This is a genomic window from Nocardioides panacis, from assembly GCF_019039255.1.
Classification (GTDB): domain Bacteria; phylum Actinomycetota; class Actinomycetes; order Propionibacteriales; family Nocardioidaceae; genus Nocardioides_B; species Nocardioides_B panacis.
Window position 1 is genome coordinate 4,116,220 of sequence record NZ_CP077062.1, and the last position, 14,819, is coordinate 4,131,038.

At 72.6% G+C, this 14,819-nt stretch carries 12 protein-coding genes and 1 pseudogene; 6 read left to right on the top strand and 7 right to left on the bottom strand.

The window, feature by feature from the left end; translation table 11 throughout:
* Positions 1-6: 6 nt before the first annotated feature.
* Positions 7-1,414 (top strand): annotated as a pseudogene (locus KRR39_RS20185) (CCA tRNA nucleotidyltransferase); the annotation flags it as partial.
* Positions 1,415-1,555: 141 nt separating this feature from the next.
* Here the strand turns inward: KRR39_RS20185 and KRR39_RS26660 are convergent.
* Together KRR39_RS26660 and KRR39_RS20195 are read right to left on the bottom strand one after the other, a co-directional pair.
* Positions 1,556-2,215 (bottom strand): YdeI/OmpD-associated family protein, encoded by a 660-nt coding sequence (locus tag KRR39_RS26660; protein WP_496113270.1) that lies wholly within the window; start codon positions 2,213-2,215, stop codon positions 1,556-1,558.
* Positions 2,216-2,255: 40 nt separating this feature from the next.
* Positions 2,256-2,933 carry an NADPH-dependent F420 reductase gene (locus KRR39_RS20195; protein ID WP_216939202.1) on the bottom strand — a complete coding sequence of 226 codons (678 nt, stop codon included), beginning with the start codon at positions 2,931-2,933 and terminating at the stop codon, positions 2,256-2,258.
* 85 nt (positions 2,934-3,018) lie between these two features.
* Between KRR39_RS20195 and KRR39_RS20200 the strand changes: the two genes are divergently transcribed.
* Positions 3,019-3,585, top strand: coding sequence for a TetR/AcrR family transcriptional regulator (locus tag KRR39_RS20200; protein WP_216939203.1), 567 nt, complete (start codon positions 3,019-3,021; stop codon positions 3,583-3,585).
* A 6-nt stretch (positions 3,586-3,591) separates the two neighbouring features.
* On the opposite strand, the gene KRR39_RS20205 is transcribed toward KRR39_RS20200, so the two are convergent.
* The 3 genes from KRR39_RS20205 to KRR39_RS20215 all read right to left on the bottom strand — a co-directional run bounded on the left by KRR39_RS20205 (position 3,592) and on the right by KRR39_RS20215 (position 6,755).
* Positions 3,592-4,884 carry an MFS transporter gene (locus KRR39_RS20205; protein WP_216939204.1) on the bottom strand — a complete coding sequence of 431 codons (1,293 nt, stop codon included), beginning with the start codon at positions 4,882-4,884 and terminating at the stop codon, positions 3,592-3,594.
* Positions 4,885-5,000: 116 nt separating this feature from the next.
* Positions 5,001-6,080: an inositol-3-phosphate synthase gene (locus tag KRR39_RS20210; RefSeq protein WP_216939205.1), complete on the bottom strand. Its 1,080-nt coding sequence runs from the start codon at positions 6,078-6,080 to the stop codon at positions 5,001-5,003.
* A 27-nt stretch (positions 6,081-6,107) separates the two neighbouring features.
* On the bottom strand, positions 6,108-6,755 hold the full coding sequence (locus tag KRR39_RS20215) for a PadR family transcriptional regulator (protein WP_216939206.1): 648 nt from the start codon (positions 6,753-6,755) through the stop codon (positions 6,108-6,110).
* 270 nt (positions 6,756-7,025) lie between these two features.
* Here KRR39_RS20215 and KRR39_RS20220 point away from each other — a divergent pair, with 270 nt between their 5' ends.
* The 4 genes from KRR39_RS20220 (at position 7,026) to KRR39_RS20235 (ending at position 12,611) form a co-directional block, all read left to right on the top strand.
* The gene (locus KRR39_RS20220; protein ID WP_254185293.1) at positions 7,026-9,410 is read left to right on the top strand and encodes a transglycosylase domain-containing protein; all 2,385 of its coding nucleotides are present in this window, start codon (positions 7,026-7,028) and stop codon (positions 9,408-9,410) included.
* 25 nt (positions 9,411-9,435) lie between these two features.
* Positions 9,436-10,839: a glycosyltransferase family 87 protein gene (locus tag KRR39_RS20225; RefSeq protein ID WP_216939207.1), complete on the top strand. Its 1,404-nt coding sequence runs from the start codon at positions 9,436-9,438 to the stop codon at positions 10,837-10,839.
* Positions 10,840-10,934: 95 nt separating this feature from the next.
* Positions 10,935-11,984, top strand: coding sequence for a glucose 1-dehydrogenase (locus KRR39_RS20230; protein WP_216939208.1), 1,050 nt, complete (start codon positions 10,935-10,937; stop codon positions 11,982-11,984).
* A gap of 69 nt (positions 11,985-12,053) precedes the next feature.
* Complete coding sequence (locus KRR39_RS20235; protein ID WP_216939209.1) at positions 12,054-12,611, top strand: TIGR03086 family metal-binding protein; 558 nt, start codon at positions 12,054-12,056, stop codon at positions 12,609-12,611.
* Here KRR39_RS20235 and KRR39_RS20240 read toward each other — a convergent pair.
* Positions 12,608-13,657, bottom strand: a complete 1,050-nt coding sequence (locus tag KRR39_RS20240) for an alanine racemase (RefSeq protein WP_216939210.1) — start codon at positions 13,655-13,657, stop codon at positions 12,608-12,610. The genes KRR39_RS20235 and KRR39_RS20240 overlap by 4 nt on opposite strands.
* A gap of 4 nt (positions 13,658-13,661) precedes the next feature.
* Positions 13,662-14,813, bottom strand: coding sequence for a lipid II:glycine glycyltransferase FemX (locus KRR39_RS20245; protein WP_254185294.1), 1,152 nt, complete (start codon positions 14,811-14,813; stop codon positions 13,662-13,664).
* Positions 14,814-14,819 lie beyond the last annotated feature (6 nt).

Sequence of the window (14,819 nt, forward strand, 5' to 3'; positions counted from 1 at the left end):
CGCGAGGTGCAGTCCCGCGCCGTGCGCGAGCTGCTGCGCGTCTCGCCGGTCGTCGACGAGCTGGGCGCCCGGTTCACGGCCGCGGGCGAGCAGATCGCCCTGGTCGGGGGGCCGGTGCGCGACGCGATGCTGGGACGGCTGCACCACGACCTGGACCTGACCACCTCGGCCCGTCCGGAGAAGACCGAGAAGCTGCTCGCCGGCTGGGCCGACGCGGTGTGGGACATGGGGCGCTCCTTCGGCACGATCGGCAGCCGCAAGGGCGACTGGACCGTCGAGATCACGACGTACCGCACCGACGCCTACGCCGCGGACTCCCGCAAGCCGGCCGTGGAGTACGGCGACTCGCTCGAGGGCGACCTGGTCCGCCGTGACTTCCACGGTCAACGCGATGGCGGTGACGCTGCCGGGCCGCGAGTTCGTCGACCCGTACGGCGGCATGGAGGACCTCGCCCGCGGGGTGCTGCGGACGCCCGGGCGGCCCGAGGACTCGTTCTCCGACGACCCGCTGCGGATGCTGCGCGCCGCCCGGTTCTCCGCCCAGCTCGACTTCGACGTCGACCCGGCGGTGGTGGCGGCGATGACCGGCATGGCCGACCGGATCGGGATCGTCTCGGCCGAGCGGGTCCGCGACGAGCTGGTCAAGCTGGTGACGTCGCCGCACCCGCGCCGGGGCCTCGCGCTGCTGGTGGAGACCGGTCTCGCGGAGCTGGTGCTCCCCGAGCTGCCGGCGCTGGCCCTGGAGCGCGACGAGCACCACCGGCACAAGGACGTCTACGAGCACACGCTGACGGTGCTCGAGCAGAGCATCGACCTCGAGGACCGGCTGCCCGGCGGGGGCCCGGACTTCGTGTCCCGGTTCGCGGCGCTGATGCACGACGTCGGCAAGCCCCGCACCCGGCGGTTCCAGGACGACGGCACGGTCACCTTCCACCACCACGACGTGGTCGGCGCCAAGCTGACCCGCAAGCGGATGAAGGCGCTGCGGTTCTCCAACGACGAGATCGACGAGGTCGCCAAGCTCGTCGAGCTGCACCTGCGGTTCCACGGCTACGGGTCGGGGGAGTGGACCGACTCGGCGGTCCGCCGCTATGTCCGCGACGCCGGCGACTCGCTGGCCCGGCTGCACGTGCTCACCCGCGCGGACTGCACCACCCGCAACCGCCGGAAGGCCGAGCGGCTGGCCCGCACCTACGACGACCTCGAGGCACGGATCGCCCGGCTCGCCGAGGAGGAGGGCCAGGCGGCGATCCGCCCGGACCTCGACGGCAACCAGATCATGGAGCTGCTCGGCATCGGGCCCGGCCGCGAGGTCGGTGCGGCCTACCAGTACCTCCTCGAGCTGCGGATGGACAACGGCCCGATGACCGAGGACGCCGCCCGCGAGGCCCTGCAGGCCTGGTGGTCCGCCCGCCACCCCCCTCCTGACCCACCCCCCCAGGGGGAAACCCACCCACCCAGGGGAAACCCAGCCACCCACCCCCGCCGACCCGTCACTCGCGCAGCAACCCGCCCGGCGTGTCGGTGCACGACTGACGGTGGGCGGGTACGGCGGTCAGCGGCCCTTGAGCTGGCGGGGCTGGTTCGCGCGCCGACCGACCGCAGCCTCGTCGACGGTCTGCCGGACCCGTCGCTCCCGGGTCCCGGCGCGCTTCGCCGACGTCACCCACTCCAGGATCGCCCGCCGCGTCGAGCGGGGGAACGCGTCCCACTCCGCGCGGGCGGCCGGCACCTCGTCGAGCGCGGCCCGCAGGTCGTCCGGCTCGGCCAGGGTCTCCACCTCGTCGAGCGCGGACCAGCTGCCGTTCGCCTTGGCCCGGTCGATCGCCGCCTGGCCCGCCGGCTGCATCCGGCCGGTCGCGAGGAGGTGCTCGACGTGCTCCTTGTTCACCCGCGACCAGCCGCTCGTCGGCCGGCGCGGGGTGATCGTCACCGCGGCCCGGTCCGCGTCGACGGCGCGAGCGGTGGTGTCGATCCACCCGAAGCAGAGCAGCACCCGGACCACGTCGGGGTAGGCGACGTACGGTCCGCGGCCCTTCTTCCAGCGCACCAGCAGAGCCCGGCTCCGGTCGAGGTGGTGCTCGGCCAGCCAGTCGTGCAGCACCTCCACGGAGGTGACCTCGACCCGCTCGACGTGGTCGTCCACGGGCCCGATGCTACGCAGCGCCGACGACTCCCAGCACCCCGCCGACCCGTCACTTCTGCAGCGACACACCGGGCGTGTTGCTGCACGAGTGACGGGTCGGCGGGAGGGGTCAGCGGACGATCTTGAAGTTGAACGTGCCGGTGCCGAGCGTGCCCATCAGCCGCAGCCAGACCGGCAGCAGCATCTCGGTGCCGCGCGCGCCGCTCAGGTCGCCGAGGTCGATGACGTCGTCGTGGCCGAAGCTCTCCAGCAGCCCGACGACCGTGGCCTTGGCCGCCGCGTCGTTGCCGGACACGAACACCGTGGAGCTCTCGCCGAGCGAGCGCGGGTCCACCATCAGCGCCGCGGTCAGCGTGTTCAGCGCCTTCACCACGAGGGCGTCGGGGAACTCCCGCTGGATCTGCTCGCCGAGGGAGTCGGTGTCCTTGACGAACAGGGAGGGCGGGAAGCCCTGGGAGAAGTCCAGCGGGTTGGAGACGTCCAGCAGCGGCTTGCCGGCGAGGTTCTCCGCGCCGGCCAGGCCCAGCACGCCCAGCGAGGCGCTGCCGTTCGTGGCCAGCACGACCAGCTCGGCGCCCCCCGCGGCGTCGGCGAACGTCGCCAGCGAGACGCCCGGGTGGGCGGCCTGCCAGGTGGCGTACGGCGGGTTGCCCATGCCGTCGGGCTCGGTGCGGGCCAGCGTCGCCTGCGGGTCGCGGGTGCCGACGGTGACGGAGTGGCCGAGGTCGTGGAGCCGGCCGGCGAGGGCCTGACCGACCATGCCGGTGCCGAGGACTGCGATGTTCATGGTGCTGCTCCTTCGACGGAGAGATAGACAGGTCTGTCTGTTGGACGGAACCATAGCAGACAGATCTGTCTGGTTGAATGGGCCCATGACCCAGCCGAGCGCCGCCCGCCAGCGGATCCTGGACACCGCCTTCCGGCTGTTCTACGCCCGCGGACTGCGAGCGGTCGGCGTGGACACGATCATCGCCGAGTCCGGGGTGGCCAAGGCGACCTTCTACAAGCACTTCCCGGCCAAGGACGACCTGGTCCTGGCCTACCTCGACCGGGTCGACGGGGTCTGGACCGGCCAGCTCCACGAGGCCGCGGCCCAGGCGGGGCCCGCGGCGCGCGACCAGCTGGTCGGGCTCTTCGACGCGCTCTCCTCGAGCTGCCGGCGGGACGGCTACCGCGGCTGCGCGTTCCTCAACGCCGCCGCCGAGTCGGTCCCGGGCACCCCGGTGCACGAGCGGACCGTGGCCCACAAGCAGGCCGTGCTCGCCTGGGTCGAGGGGCTGGCCACCGAGGCCGGCGCCGAGCAGCCCGCGGCGCTGGCCCGCTCGCTGACCCTGCTGCTCGACGGCGGCCTGGCCAGCGGGGCGCTGGACGCCGACCCCGCGGCCGCCCGGGTGGCGCAGCAGTCCGCCGCGGCGCTGGTCGACGCCTGGGTGCGCTGAGCCGGGTCAGACGGTGACGGGCCGGCGGACCCGGGTGACCTGGGCGTACCAGGCCGCGGTCGCGAGGTACCCCACCGCGACGGCCGCCAGGACGACGTACGACTTGCCGTCGTCGGGCAGCACGAGCGCGCCGACCGCGGCGGCGGCCACGAACGCGACGTTGAAGATCACGTCGTAGAGCGAGAACACCCGGCCGCGGAACACGTCGTCGACGTTGGTCTGCACGAGGGTGTCCACCACGATCTTGATGCCCTGCGAGGCGACGCCGAGGAAGAACGCGGACACCAGCAGCGCCGGCTCGGTGTACAGCGCGCCGGGGAACAGCTGGGTCACCGCCGCACCCACCAGCAGCGCCAGCACCCAGCTGCGCTGCGAGATGCGCTCGGTGACCACCGGGGTCAGCACCGCCGCGGAGATGAACCCGACCCCGCTGACCAGCACGGCGACCGACAGCTCGTTGAACGCCGCGTCGGACTCGCCGGGGCCGTGGAAGTAGTTGCGGTAGAGCAGGATCAGCGACACCGTCGAGATCCCGTAGAAGAAGCGGTGCGCGCCGATCGCGGTCAGCCCGTACGCCGCCGGCCGGCGCTCCCCGAGGTGCCGGAGGCCGTCGACCAGCCCGACCGCGACGTGCCGGACGTGCTCGCGGACCGCGGGTCGCGCCAGGTCCAGGTCGGGGCCGAGCAGGTCGCGCGGGATCCGGAGCGCGAGGCAGCCGGCGGCGCCGTACAGCACGGCGGCGGTCCACAGGACGCCCACGTCGCCGTCCGCGCCGAGGCTCGCCCAGCCGATCCGGGCGCCGCTGCCGAGCGCCAGGCCGGTCAGGAACGCCAGCGTCCCCGCGGTCGGGGTCAGCGCGTTGGCGGTGATCAGGTCCTCCTCGCCGACCACGTGCGGCAGCGAGGCGGAGAGCCCGGCGAGCAGGAACCGGTTGACCGAGAGCGAGGCGAGCACCAGCGCGAACAGCGCCGGACCGCGGACCTCGGCGTGCACGGCGACGGCGAGCACCGCGACCAGGCCGACCCGGACGAAGTTCGACCAGGCCAGCACCTGCCGTCGCGACCAGCGGTCCAGCAGCACGCCGACGAACGGTCCGAGCACGCTGAACGGCAGCAGCACGACGGCCAGCGCGCCGGCGATCGCGGAGGGTCCGGGGGCCCGCTCCGGCGAGAACACGACGTACGACGCCAGCGCGACCTGGAACACGCCGTCGGTGAGCTGACTGCCGATCCGGACGGCGAAGAGCCGGCGGAACCAGGTGCCCCGCAACAGGTGCACGAGGTGACGCAGGGCGGTCATGCCCTCATCATGCTCTCGCGCGAGAACCCACCGACCCGGCGGGTCTGGCGGCCAGCGGCCGCCAGACCCGCCGGGTCAGTGGTGCGTGGCCCGCCAGACGCGCCGGGTCAGCGGGGTCAGCGCTCGACGTCGCCGCGGATGAAGGCCTCGACCTGGGCGCGGCCGAGGTCGTCGGCCATCTGCACGGGTGGGGACTTCATCAGGTAGGTCGAGGCGGACAGGATGGGTCCGCCGATGCCGCGGTCCAGGGCGATCTTGGCGGCGCGGACGGCGTCGATGATGATGCCGGCGCTGTTGGGGGAGTCCCAGACCTCGAGCTTGTACTCCAGGTTGAGGGGGACGTCGCCGAACGCGCGGCCCTCGAGGCGGACGTAGGCCCACTTGCGGTCGTCGAGCCAGGCGACGTAGTCGGAGGGGCCGATGTGCACGTTGCGGGCGCCCATGTCGTGGGTCATGTTGGAGGTGACGGCCTGGGTCTTGGAGATCTTCTTGGACTCCAGGCGGTCGCGTTCGAGCATGTTCTTGAAGTCCATGTTGCCGCCGACGTTGAGCTGGTAGGTGCGGTCCAGGACCACGCCGCGGTCCTCGAAGAGCTTGGCCATCACCCGGTGGGTGATGGTGGCGCCGACCTGGGACTTGATGTCGTCGCCGACGATGGGGATGCCGGCGTCGGTGAACTTCTGGGCCCACACGGGGTCCGAGGCGATGAACACCGGCAGGGCGTTGACGAAGGCGACGCCGGCGTCGATGGCGCACTGGGCGTAGAACTTGTCGGCCTGCTCGGAGCCGACCGGGAGGTAGGCGACCAGGACGTCGACCTGCTGCTCCTTGAGGACCGCGACGACGTCGACGGGGTCGGCGTCGGACTCCTCGATGGTCTCGCGGTAGTACTTGCCGAGCCCGTCGTAGGTGGGGCCGCGTTGCACGCTGACACCCAGCGGTGGGACGTCGGCGATCTTGATGGTGTTGTTCTCGGAGTTGTTGATCGCCTCGGACAGGTCGAAGCCGACCTTCTTGGCGTCCACGTCGAAGGCGGCCACGAACTCCACGTCGGAGACGTGGTAGTCGCCGAACTTGACGTGCATCAGCCCGGGCACCGCAGCGCTCGGGTCGGCGTCGCGGTAGTACTCGACGCCCTGGACCAGGGAGCTCGCGCAGTTGCCGACTCCCACGATTGCTACTCGTACCGAACCCATGGGTCTCTCCTCGGATCTTCTTATTAGCTACTGGTGCTGGATGTCTTGCTGCGGGGGTGTGGCCAGGGTCTGGGGTCCCTGGGCGGACGCCGGCTGCTCCGGGTGGCGCGAGCTCTCGTCGTCCCTGCGCTCGGCGTTGATCAGCTCGGAGAGCCACCGCACCTCGCGCTCCACGGACTCGACCCCGTGGCGCTGGAGCTCCACGGCGTAGCGGTCCCTCTGCTTGTCCATCTGCTGCTGGGTCAGCTCGAGCTGGTGCTGGACCCGGTCGAGACGTTCCTGGAGCCGGCTGCGGCGTCCCTCGAGGATCCGCAGCCGCGCCCCGATGTCGGTGCGGCTGAAGAACGCGAACCGTACGTCGAAGTTGTCGTCCTCCCACGCGGACGGCCCGACGTCGGCCATCAGCGACTTGAACTGCTCGACCCCCATCGGGGTGAGCTCGTAGACGATCCGCTGCCGGCGGCTGGTGGCCCCCGGCTCGGGAGCCGTCACGTGCTCGGCGATGGACCCGGCCTTGAGCATCTTCTTCAGCGCCGGGTACAGGGAGCCGTAGGACAGCAACCGGCTCCAGCCGAGCACCCCGTTGACCTGCTTGCGCAGCTCGTAGCCGTGCATGGGTGACTCGTGCAGCAGTCCGAGGACTGCGAGCTCGAGGGTCTCACCACGACGTGCCACGGGTGTGCTCCTGGGGACTTGGTTGCCGATGCATAGCGGTTGTTCCTATCGCCCCAACATATCGCATCGATATATCGCTCGTGCGGACGCGACGCCCCGGGCCCGACGTGGCCCTCGCCACACCCGGGCGCCGGGGGTTGGCGCGGGGCCCGGCGGGGAACACGTCAGTGCCCTCGTCCGACGGGGCGGCCTCTACCCTGTCGAGGGGTCGGTCCGCTCCGGACCGGTCCCCACGTCCCACCCGTCCCTTCCCCGCGCCCCGGAGTTCCGTTGAGTCCTGACCGCAAGGCCACCCCGTCCCGAGGCGGTGCCAAGAAGGCCCCCGCCGGCGCCAAGAAGGCCCCGGCCGGTGCGCCGACCAGCCGTCGGGCGTCCACGGCGCCTTCCGCCGCCTCCCGCGGAGGGGGCGGTGCCGGGAGCCGGGCCGCCAAGCCGGGCAGCCGGACCCCGAGCGGCAAGCCGCGCCGGAGCCTGGGCCGCCGCCTGGTCAAGTGGGTGCTGCTCGCCGGGCTCGGGTTCTTCCTGCTCGGCTGCGCGGCCTTCGCCTACGGCTACGCGACCACCGACGTGCCGGACCCGAACAAGGACTTCCAGGCGCAGACCACGTTCGTCTACTACTCCGACGGGAAGCACGAGATCGGCCGGTTCGCCAACCAGAACCGCACGAGCGTCGCGCTGTCCGACGTACCCCAGCACGTGCAGGACGCGGTGATCGCCGCCGAGGACCGCTCCTTCGAGACCAACAAGGGCATCGACCCCAAGGGCATCCTGCGGGCGGCGTTCAGCAACGCCCGCGGCGGCTCCACGCAGGGTGCCTCGACGATCACCCAGCAGTACGTCAAGGTCCTCTACCTCTCCCAGGAGCGCACCCTCACCCGCAAGGTGAAGGAGGCGTTCGTGTCGCTGAAGATCCAGCGCCAGGAGTCCAAGGACGAGATCCTGCAGGGCTACCTGAACACCATCTACTTCGGCCGCGGCGCCTACGGCATCCAGGCCGCCGCGCAGGCGTACTTCGACAAGGACGCCAAGGACCTCACGGTCGGGGAGGGCGCGGTCCTCGCGTCCGTGCTGAACTCGCCGACCGCCTTCGACCCGGCCAACGGCGCCGACGCCCGCACCCGGCTGCTCGGCCGCTACCAGTACGTCCTGGACGGGATGGCGTCGATGGGCAACCTGGACGCCGACCGGGCCGAGCAGGTCAAGCAGCGGCTGCCGAAGTTCCCGCGCATCAAGTCCGAGGACCAGTACGGCGGCCAGCGCGGCCACGTGCTGACCCTGGTCAAGCGGGAGCTGCTCGCCAAGGGCTTCACCGACCAGGAGATCTCCGGCGGTGGCCTGAAGGTGACCACCACCTTCACCCGCAACGCGATGGACGCCGCCTCCCAGGCGGTCCGCGAGCAGAAGCCGCAGGGCCTCAAGGGACTGCACATCGGGGTCGCGTCGGTCGACCCGCGGACCGGCGCGCTCAAGGGCTTCTACGGCGGCCAGGACTACCTCAAGAGCCAGATCAACTACGCGAGCCGGACCGCCGGCTCCCCGGGCTCGGCGTTCAAGCCGTTCGCGGTGGCCGCGGGCATCAAGGACGGCTACGCGCTGACCAGCACCTTCGACGGCAACTCGCCGTACGTGTTCCCCAACGGCCGGGACAAGGTCGTCAACGAGGGACCGGGCGACGGCAACGACTACGGCAGCGCGATCTCCCTGACCAAGGCGACCGAGGAGTCGGTGAACACCGCGTTCGTCGACCTCACCCAGTCGATGGAGGACGGCCCCCAGAAGATCCTGGACATGGCCGTGGACATGGGCGTCCCGTCCTCGGCGCCGGGCCTGGAGCCGGTCGCCGGCATCTCGCTCGGCTCGGCGACGATCAGCCCGGTCGACATGGCCAACGCCTACGGCACGATCGCCGACGGCGGCAAGGCCAAGAAGTGGTACGTCATCAACAAGGTGACCTCGGCCGGCGGCGAGGGCCAGTACAAGGCCCCGCAGCAGACCCGGCGGGTGCTGTCCGAGGACGTCGCCAGCGACGTCAGCTTCGCCCTGCAGCAGGTGGTCAAGAACGGCACCGGGCAGAACGCCCTGGCGCTCGGCCGGCCGGCCGGCGGCAAGACCGGCACCGCGACCAACGCCGACGGCAACGTCTCGTCGTCCTGGTTCGTCGGCTACACCCCGCAGCTCGCGACCGCCGTGATGTACGTCCGCGGTGACGGCAACGACAACCTGAGCTGCGTGGAGAAGCACGGCGAGAGCTGCACGCCGGGCTACCTCGTGCCCTACTTCGGCGCGGAGTACCCGACCCGGACCTGGACCGACGCGATGAAGCTGTCGCTGGACGACGCCGACGTGGAGGCCTTCCCGCCGGCCGCGAACGTCGAGGCCAAGCAGGACGACCACGCCCCGCAGCCGACGTACACCCCGGCGCCGACGCCGACCCAGCAGCCCACTAAGAAGCCGACGAGGACCCAGCAGCCGACGAGGACCCAGCAGCCGACGCCGACGCCGACGCCCACCCCGACGCCGACGCCCACCCCGACACCGACGCCGACGCCGACTCCCACCCCGACACCCGCCCCGACGGGCCCGGCGACGATCGTGCCACCCACCCCGGCCGCGGCGGGCAACCAGCGATCCGCGCCACCCTCCGGCGGTCCGTAGATGACAACCCGTCCATGATCGGGCGATGAGCGAGGTCGTCCGCCCCTCGCGGACCGACCCGCTGGTGACCGCCGCGAGCGAGAGCATCGGCGGTCCGTCCGGCGACCGCTCGGCCGGGCACTGGTGGTGGACACCGGTCCGGGTGGTGCTCGCGGTCGCGGCCCTGGCGTTCGTGCTGGGGATGGTGCAGAAGACGCCGTGCGTGCGCGACGACTGGTCCGGCTCCCAGCTGCGCTACGGCGCGATGTGCTACTCCGACGTGCCCTACCTCTACACCGGGCGGGGCTTCGCGGCGGGGTACCTGCCCTACACCGACAACGGCGGGCGCTACCAGGCGATGGAGTACCCCGTCCTCACCGGCTACTTCGCGTACGGCGCCGCCGTGGTCACCCACGCGCTCGGCGACGGCGACCTCGCCGCGCGCCGGCTGGTCCCGGGCGACCGGGTCTACGCCCAGCCCGGCGTCGGTGCGGAGTCCAGCCTCTACTTCGTGGTGACCGCGGTGCTGCTGGCGCCGTTCGCGCTGCTCGCCGCCTGGTTCCTCACCGGCGTGCACCGGCGCCGGCCCTGGGACGCGATGCTCTTCGCGGCCTCGCCCGCCCTGGTGCTCACCGGGCTGGTCAACTGGGACCTGCTCGCGGTGACCGCCGTCGCCGGCGCGCTGTGGGCGTGGTCCCGCGACCGGCCGCTGCTCACCGGGGTCCTGCTCGGCCTCGGCACCGCGATCAAGCTCTACCCGCTCTTCCTGCTCGGGGCGCTGCTCGTGGTGTGCCTGCGCCGGGGCCGGATGCGCGCGTTCGGCGCGACCCTCGGCGCCGCGGTGCTGGCCTGGCTGGCGGTGAACCTGCCGGCGATGCTGACCGCGTTCGACCAGTGGAAGGTGTTCTGGACCTTCAACGACCGGCGCGGTGCCGACCTCGGCTCGGTCTGGCTGGTCTGGCAGCAGATGGGGCACACCGTCACCCCCGGCCTGGTGAACGCCGTCTCCCTGCTCTTCTTCGGCTCGGTCTGCGTCGGCGTCCTGGTGCTCGGGCTGCGCGCCCGCCGTACGCCCCGGATCCCGCAGCTCGCGTTCCTGGTCGTGGTCGGCTTCCTGGTGGTCAACAAGGTGTACTCCCCGCAGTACGTCCTCTGGCTGCTCCCGCTCGTCGCGCTGGCCCGGCCGCGCTGGCGCGACGTGCTGATCTGGACCGCCGGCGAGGTGTTCTACTTCGGCAGCGTGTGGCTCTACCTCGGCGGCTGGACGGCGTCCGGGTCGAGCGGCCAGCCGGACCGGTTCTACTGGCTCGCGATCGTGGTCCGGGTGGCCGCCGAGCTCTACATCGCGGTGCTGGTGGTCCGCGACGTGCTGCAGCCCGCGCACGACCCGGTGCGCGCCGACGGCCTCACCGACGACCCCGCCGAACCCACTTCGCTCGCACCCGCTTGACGCACTGGGCCCCGGCCGTCCGGCCTGCCCGCCGGGGAGGTCGGACGGTGCCGCGCGCGGGCTTGGCACCGACCATCCCTGGGTACGACGGACGTATGCGCGCACTCACGACGATCCCCCTCACTCCGGACTCCCTGGCGGTCGTCGACGTCCCCGACCCGGTGCCGGGGGCCGGCGAGCTGCTCGTCGACGCGCTCGCCCTGGGGGTGTGCGGCACGGACCGGGAGATCGCCCGGGGCGACTACGGCTGGGCGCCGGCCGGCCAGGAGCGGCTGGTCATCGGGCACGAGTCGTTCGGCCGGGTCCGCGAGGCGCCGGCGGGGTCCGGCTTCGCCACGGGCGACCTGGTGGTCGGCGTGGTGCGGCGGCCGGACCCGGAGCCGTGCGGGGCGTGCGGGCACGGGGAGTTCGACATGTGCCGCAACGGGGGCTACACCGAGCGCGGGATCAAGCAGCTCGACGGCTACGCCAGCGAGCAGTGGACCGTGGAGACGGACTACGCGGTCAAGCTCGACGACCGGCTGGAGGACGTCGGCGTGCTGATGGAGCCGACCACGGTGGTCGCCAAGGCCTGGGAGCAGGTGGAGCGGATCGGGGCGCGGGCCTGGTTCGAGCCGCGCCGCGTGCTGGTCACCGGCGCCGGGCCGATCGGGCTCCTCGCGGCCCTGCTCGGGACCCAGCGGGGCCTCGACGTGCACGTGCTGGACCTGCCGACCAAGGGCGCCAAGCCGCAGCTCGTGCACGGCCTGGACGCGACCTACCACCACTCCGACATGGACGCGATCATGGCGCGGGTCCGTCCCGACGTGGTGATCGAGGCGACCGGTGCGCCGGGTCTGGTGTTCGCGGCGATGCGCGGCGCGGCGCCCTACGGCATCACGGTGCTGACCGGCGTCTCCTCCCGAGGGCGGACGGTCCGGGTGGACGCCGGCGAGCTGAACCGCGACATCGTGCTCGACAACGACGTGGTGGTGGGGTCGGTGAACGCCAACCTGCGGCACTACGCCCACGCCGCCGAGGCGCTGGCCGCCGCGGACCTCGACTGGCTCGGCCGGGTGGTCAGCCGGCGGGTCCCGCTCGAGGACTTCGCCGACGCCTTCACCCCGCAGGACGACGACGTCAAGGTCGCGCTGAGCTTCGGCTGACCGGCCGATGAGTTCCGGGCAGCACGACGGTCTGCACCCGTGACCGTCCCTCCGACGAAGGAGCTCCGCATGTTCGACCTCGGCCCTGCGTCCGACGACCTGGTCCGCGTGGTCCGCGGCGTGCGCGACGACCAGCTCGACGCGCCGACGCCGTGCGCCGAGTGGTCGCTGGCGGACCTCCTCGCCCACGTCCACCAGTTCGCGACGGTGTTCGCCGCGAACGCGCGGAAGGCGCCGCCCTCGGTGGCCGACGGCCTGCCCGCCGACTGGCGCGCCGACCTCCCGCTCCGGCTCGCCGACCTGGCCCAGGCGTGGCGCGACCCGGCCGCCTGGCAGGGCCGGGTGGCCGCCGGCGGCGTGGAGATGACCGGCGAGGAGAACGCGGTGGTGGCCATCGAGGAGCTCGTCGTGCACGGGTGGGACGTCGCCCGGGCCACCGGCCAGGACTTCGAGCCCACCCCCGGGTCTCTGGACCACGTCGAGCGGTTCCTCGTGGTGTTCGCCGAGCCGCTCGCGTCCGGGCAGGGTCCCTACGGGCCGCCGCTCCCCGCCGGGTCCGACGCCACTCGGCTGGGGCGTTACCTGGCGGCAGCCGGCCGCGACGCGGCGTGGCGGCCGGCCGGCTAGTCGCTGATGATCGTCTGGTCGAACGTGGTCGCGGTGAACCGGACCCGGACGTCGACCTCGTCGCCGACCGCGGGCACCTTGGCGCCGTGCGACAGGAACAGCATCGAGGCCTGCATGTGCGGCGGCTCGGCGAACAGCCGCTGCTTGCCGTCGACGGTGTACGGCGAGCGCACGAACCCGGCCGCGTCCAGGCCGCCCTTGGCGATCCGGGCGGCCCGGTCCTTCAGGGTGGCGCCGCCGGTGGGGGCCTCGAGCCCGATGCCGTGCGCCGTGCCCCCGGACACCACGAGGATCGTGCCGGCCGCCGGGGCGGTGCGGCTGCGGTAGCCGTAGACGTCGCCGCGCTCGACCGGGTGCACGTCGAGCACCGTGGAGCGGACCTCCAGCGCGGAGCGGTCGCCGAGCCAGAGCTGGGTGCCGATCCGCGGGCGGAACTCGTAGTCCGGGTAGGACTGCCGCAGCACCCCGAGCTCGGTGTCGGTCAGGTGCGAGACGAAGACCCGGTGGGTGGCCAGGCCGGCGGCGACCACGTCGGTCATCAGCCGGTTGACCTCGGTCAGGTGCGAGCCCTGGGAGATCGGCAGGTGCACCGCGACCCCCTCGACCGCGAGGCCCTCGACCAGGCCGGCGGCCTCGCGCAGGTCGCGGGCCGAGAAGCCGTGCCGGCGCATCGAGGTGAGCCGCTCGAGCACCACCCGCGGCTTCGCGCCCGAGCCCGCGGCCCGCTCGGCGAGCGCGCGCAGGTCCTCGAGCCGGCCGACGGTGTGCACGACGTGGCTGTCGAAGACCACGTGGGTCTCGAACGGGCGCCAGGGGCTGAGCACCATGACGGTGCCGTGGAAGGCGGCCGCGACCGGCGTGACCTCGTGGTACATCCCGACGGCGACCGTGTCGACGCCCAGCCAGGCGGCCCGCGCGGCGAGCCGCTCCACGCCGAAGCCGTAGCCGTTGCCCTTGACGACCGGCACGATCCCCGGGTGCGCGTCGCGGACGGCCTGGAGGTGCGTGCGCCAGCGGGGACCGTCGACGTACAGGGTCAGCGGCACGTCGTCACCTCCTGCTCATGTAGAGGGAGAACGCCTTGTAGACCACCGGGTTGAGCGGGAGGTCCCACTCGCCGGCGTACTCCACGGCCTCGCCGCCGGTGCCGACCTTGAACTGGATCAGCCCGACGTGCGAGTCGTCCGGGTCCAGGGTGTCTGTGATGCCGCGCAGGTCGTAGACGTCCGCGCCGGCGGCCAGCGAGTCCGAGATCATCGCCCACTGCACCGCGTTGGAGCCGCGCACGTCGCGCTTCTCGGTCGAGGAGGCGCCGTAGGAGTACCACGTGTGGCCGCCGACCCGGACCCAGACGGTCGCGGCGACCAGGTCGCCCTCGTGGCGGGCCAGGTAGAGCCGGATCCGGTCCGGCTCCTCGGCCAGCAGCGCGCTGAACATGGTCTGGAAGTAGGACAGCGGGCGCGGGGTGAAGTGGTCGCGCTCCGCGGTGAGCGCGTAGAGCTCGTGGAAGGCGGGCAGGTCCGCGGGCGTGCCGTGGGTGACCTCGACCCCGGCCTTGGCGGCCTTCTTGATGTTGCGCCGCCACTGCTGGTTCATGCCGGCGAGCACGTCCTCCCCGGTGCGCGCCGCGCCCCCGGCGTCGCGCAGCGGGATCTGGAAGTTGTACTGCGGCTGGCCGGCCGCGAAGCCGCCCTCGACCTGCTGGGGCCGCCAGCCCAGCTCCTGCAGCTGCGAGACCACCCGCGCCCCGGCCTGGGACCGCTCGCTCGGGGGTACGTCGCCGAGCCGGCGCACCGACGCGTCGGCCACGCCCTGCTTGACCGCCGCGGCGTCCCAGCGGCGGGTCACCACGGGGGGTCCCATCCGCACCCCGAACGCGCCGGCCTTCTTCAGGTGCCGGACCATCGGGTTGAGGTAGACCCGCAGGTCCTCGGCGTCCCAGTCCAGGACCGGTCCCTCGGGGAGGTAGGCGAGGTAGCGCTTGACCTTGGGCAGCTGCCGGTAGAGCACCAGGCCGGCCCCGACCAGCCGGCCGGACGGGTCGTACCAGCCGATCGACTCCCGCCGCCACTCGCTCTTGACCGTGCCCCACGCCGGGGTCTGCAGGAAGCTCGCCGATCCCCCGTCGGCGGTCCAGGTGCGCAGGAAGTCCAGGTGCTGCTCCGGCGTGAGGGTGCGCACGGTCAGGGCGGGGGAGGTCACGCCCCG

Coding starts and splice junctions, on each gene's coding strand:
- KRR39_RS20235 (WP_216939209.1), top strand. CDS start 12,054: ATGTTCGACCTCGGCCCTGCGTCCGACGACCTGGTCCGCGTGGTCCGC.
- KRR39_RS20210 (WP_216939205.1), bottom strand. CDS start 6,080: ATGGGTTCGGTACGAGTAGCAATCGTGGGAGTCGGCAACTGCGCGAGC.
- KRR39_RS20225 (WP_216939207.1), top strand. CDS start 9,436: ATGAGCGAGGTCGTCCGCCCCTCGCGGACCGACCCGCTGGTGACCGCC.
- KRR39_RS20195 (WP_216939202.1), bottom strand. CDS start 2,933: ATGAACATCGCAGTCCTCGGCACCGGCATGGTCGGTCAGGCCCTCGCC.
- KRR39_RS20205 (WP_216939204.1), bottom strand. CDS start 4,884: ATGACCGCCCTGCGTCACCTCGTGCACCTGTTGCGGGGCACCTGGTTC.
- KRR39_RS20200 (WP_216939203.1), top strand. CDS start 3,019: ATGACCCAGCCGAGCGCCGCCCGCCAGCGGATCCTGGACACCGCCTTC.
- KRR39_RS20230 (WP_216939208.1), top strand. CDS start 10,935: ATGCGCGCACTCACGACGATCCCCCTCACTCCGGACTCCCTGGCGGTC.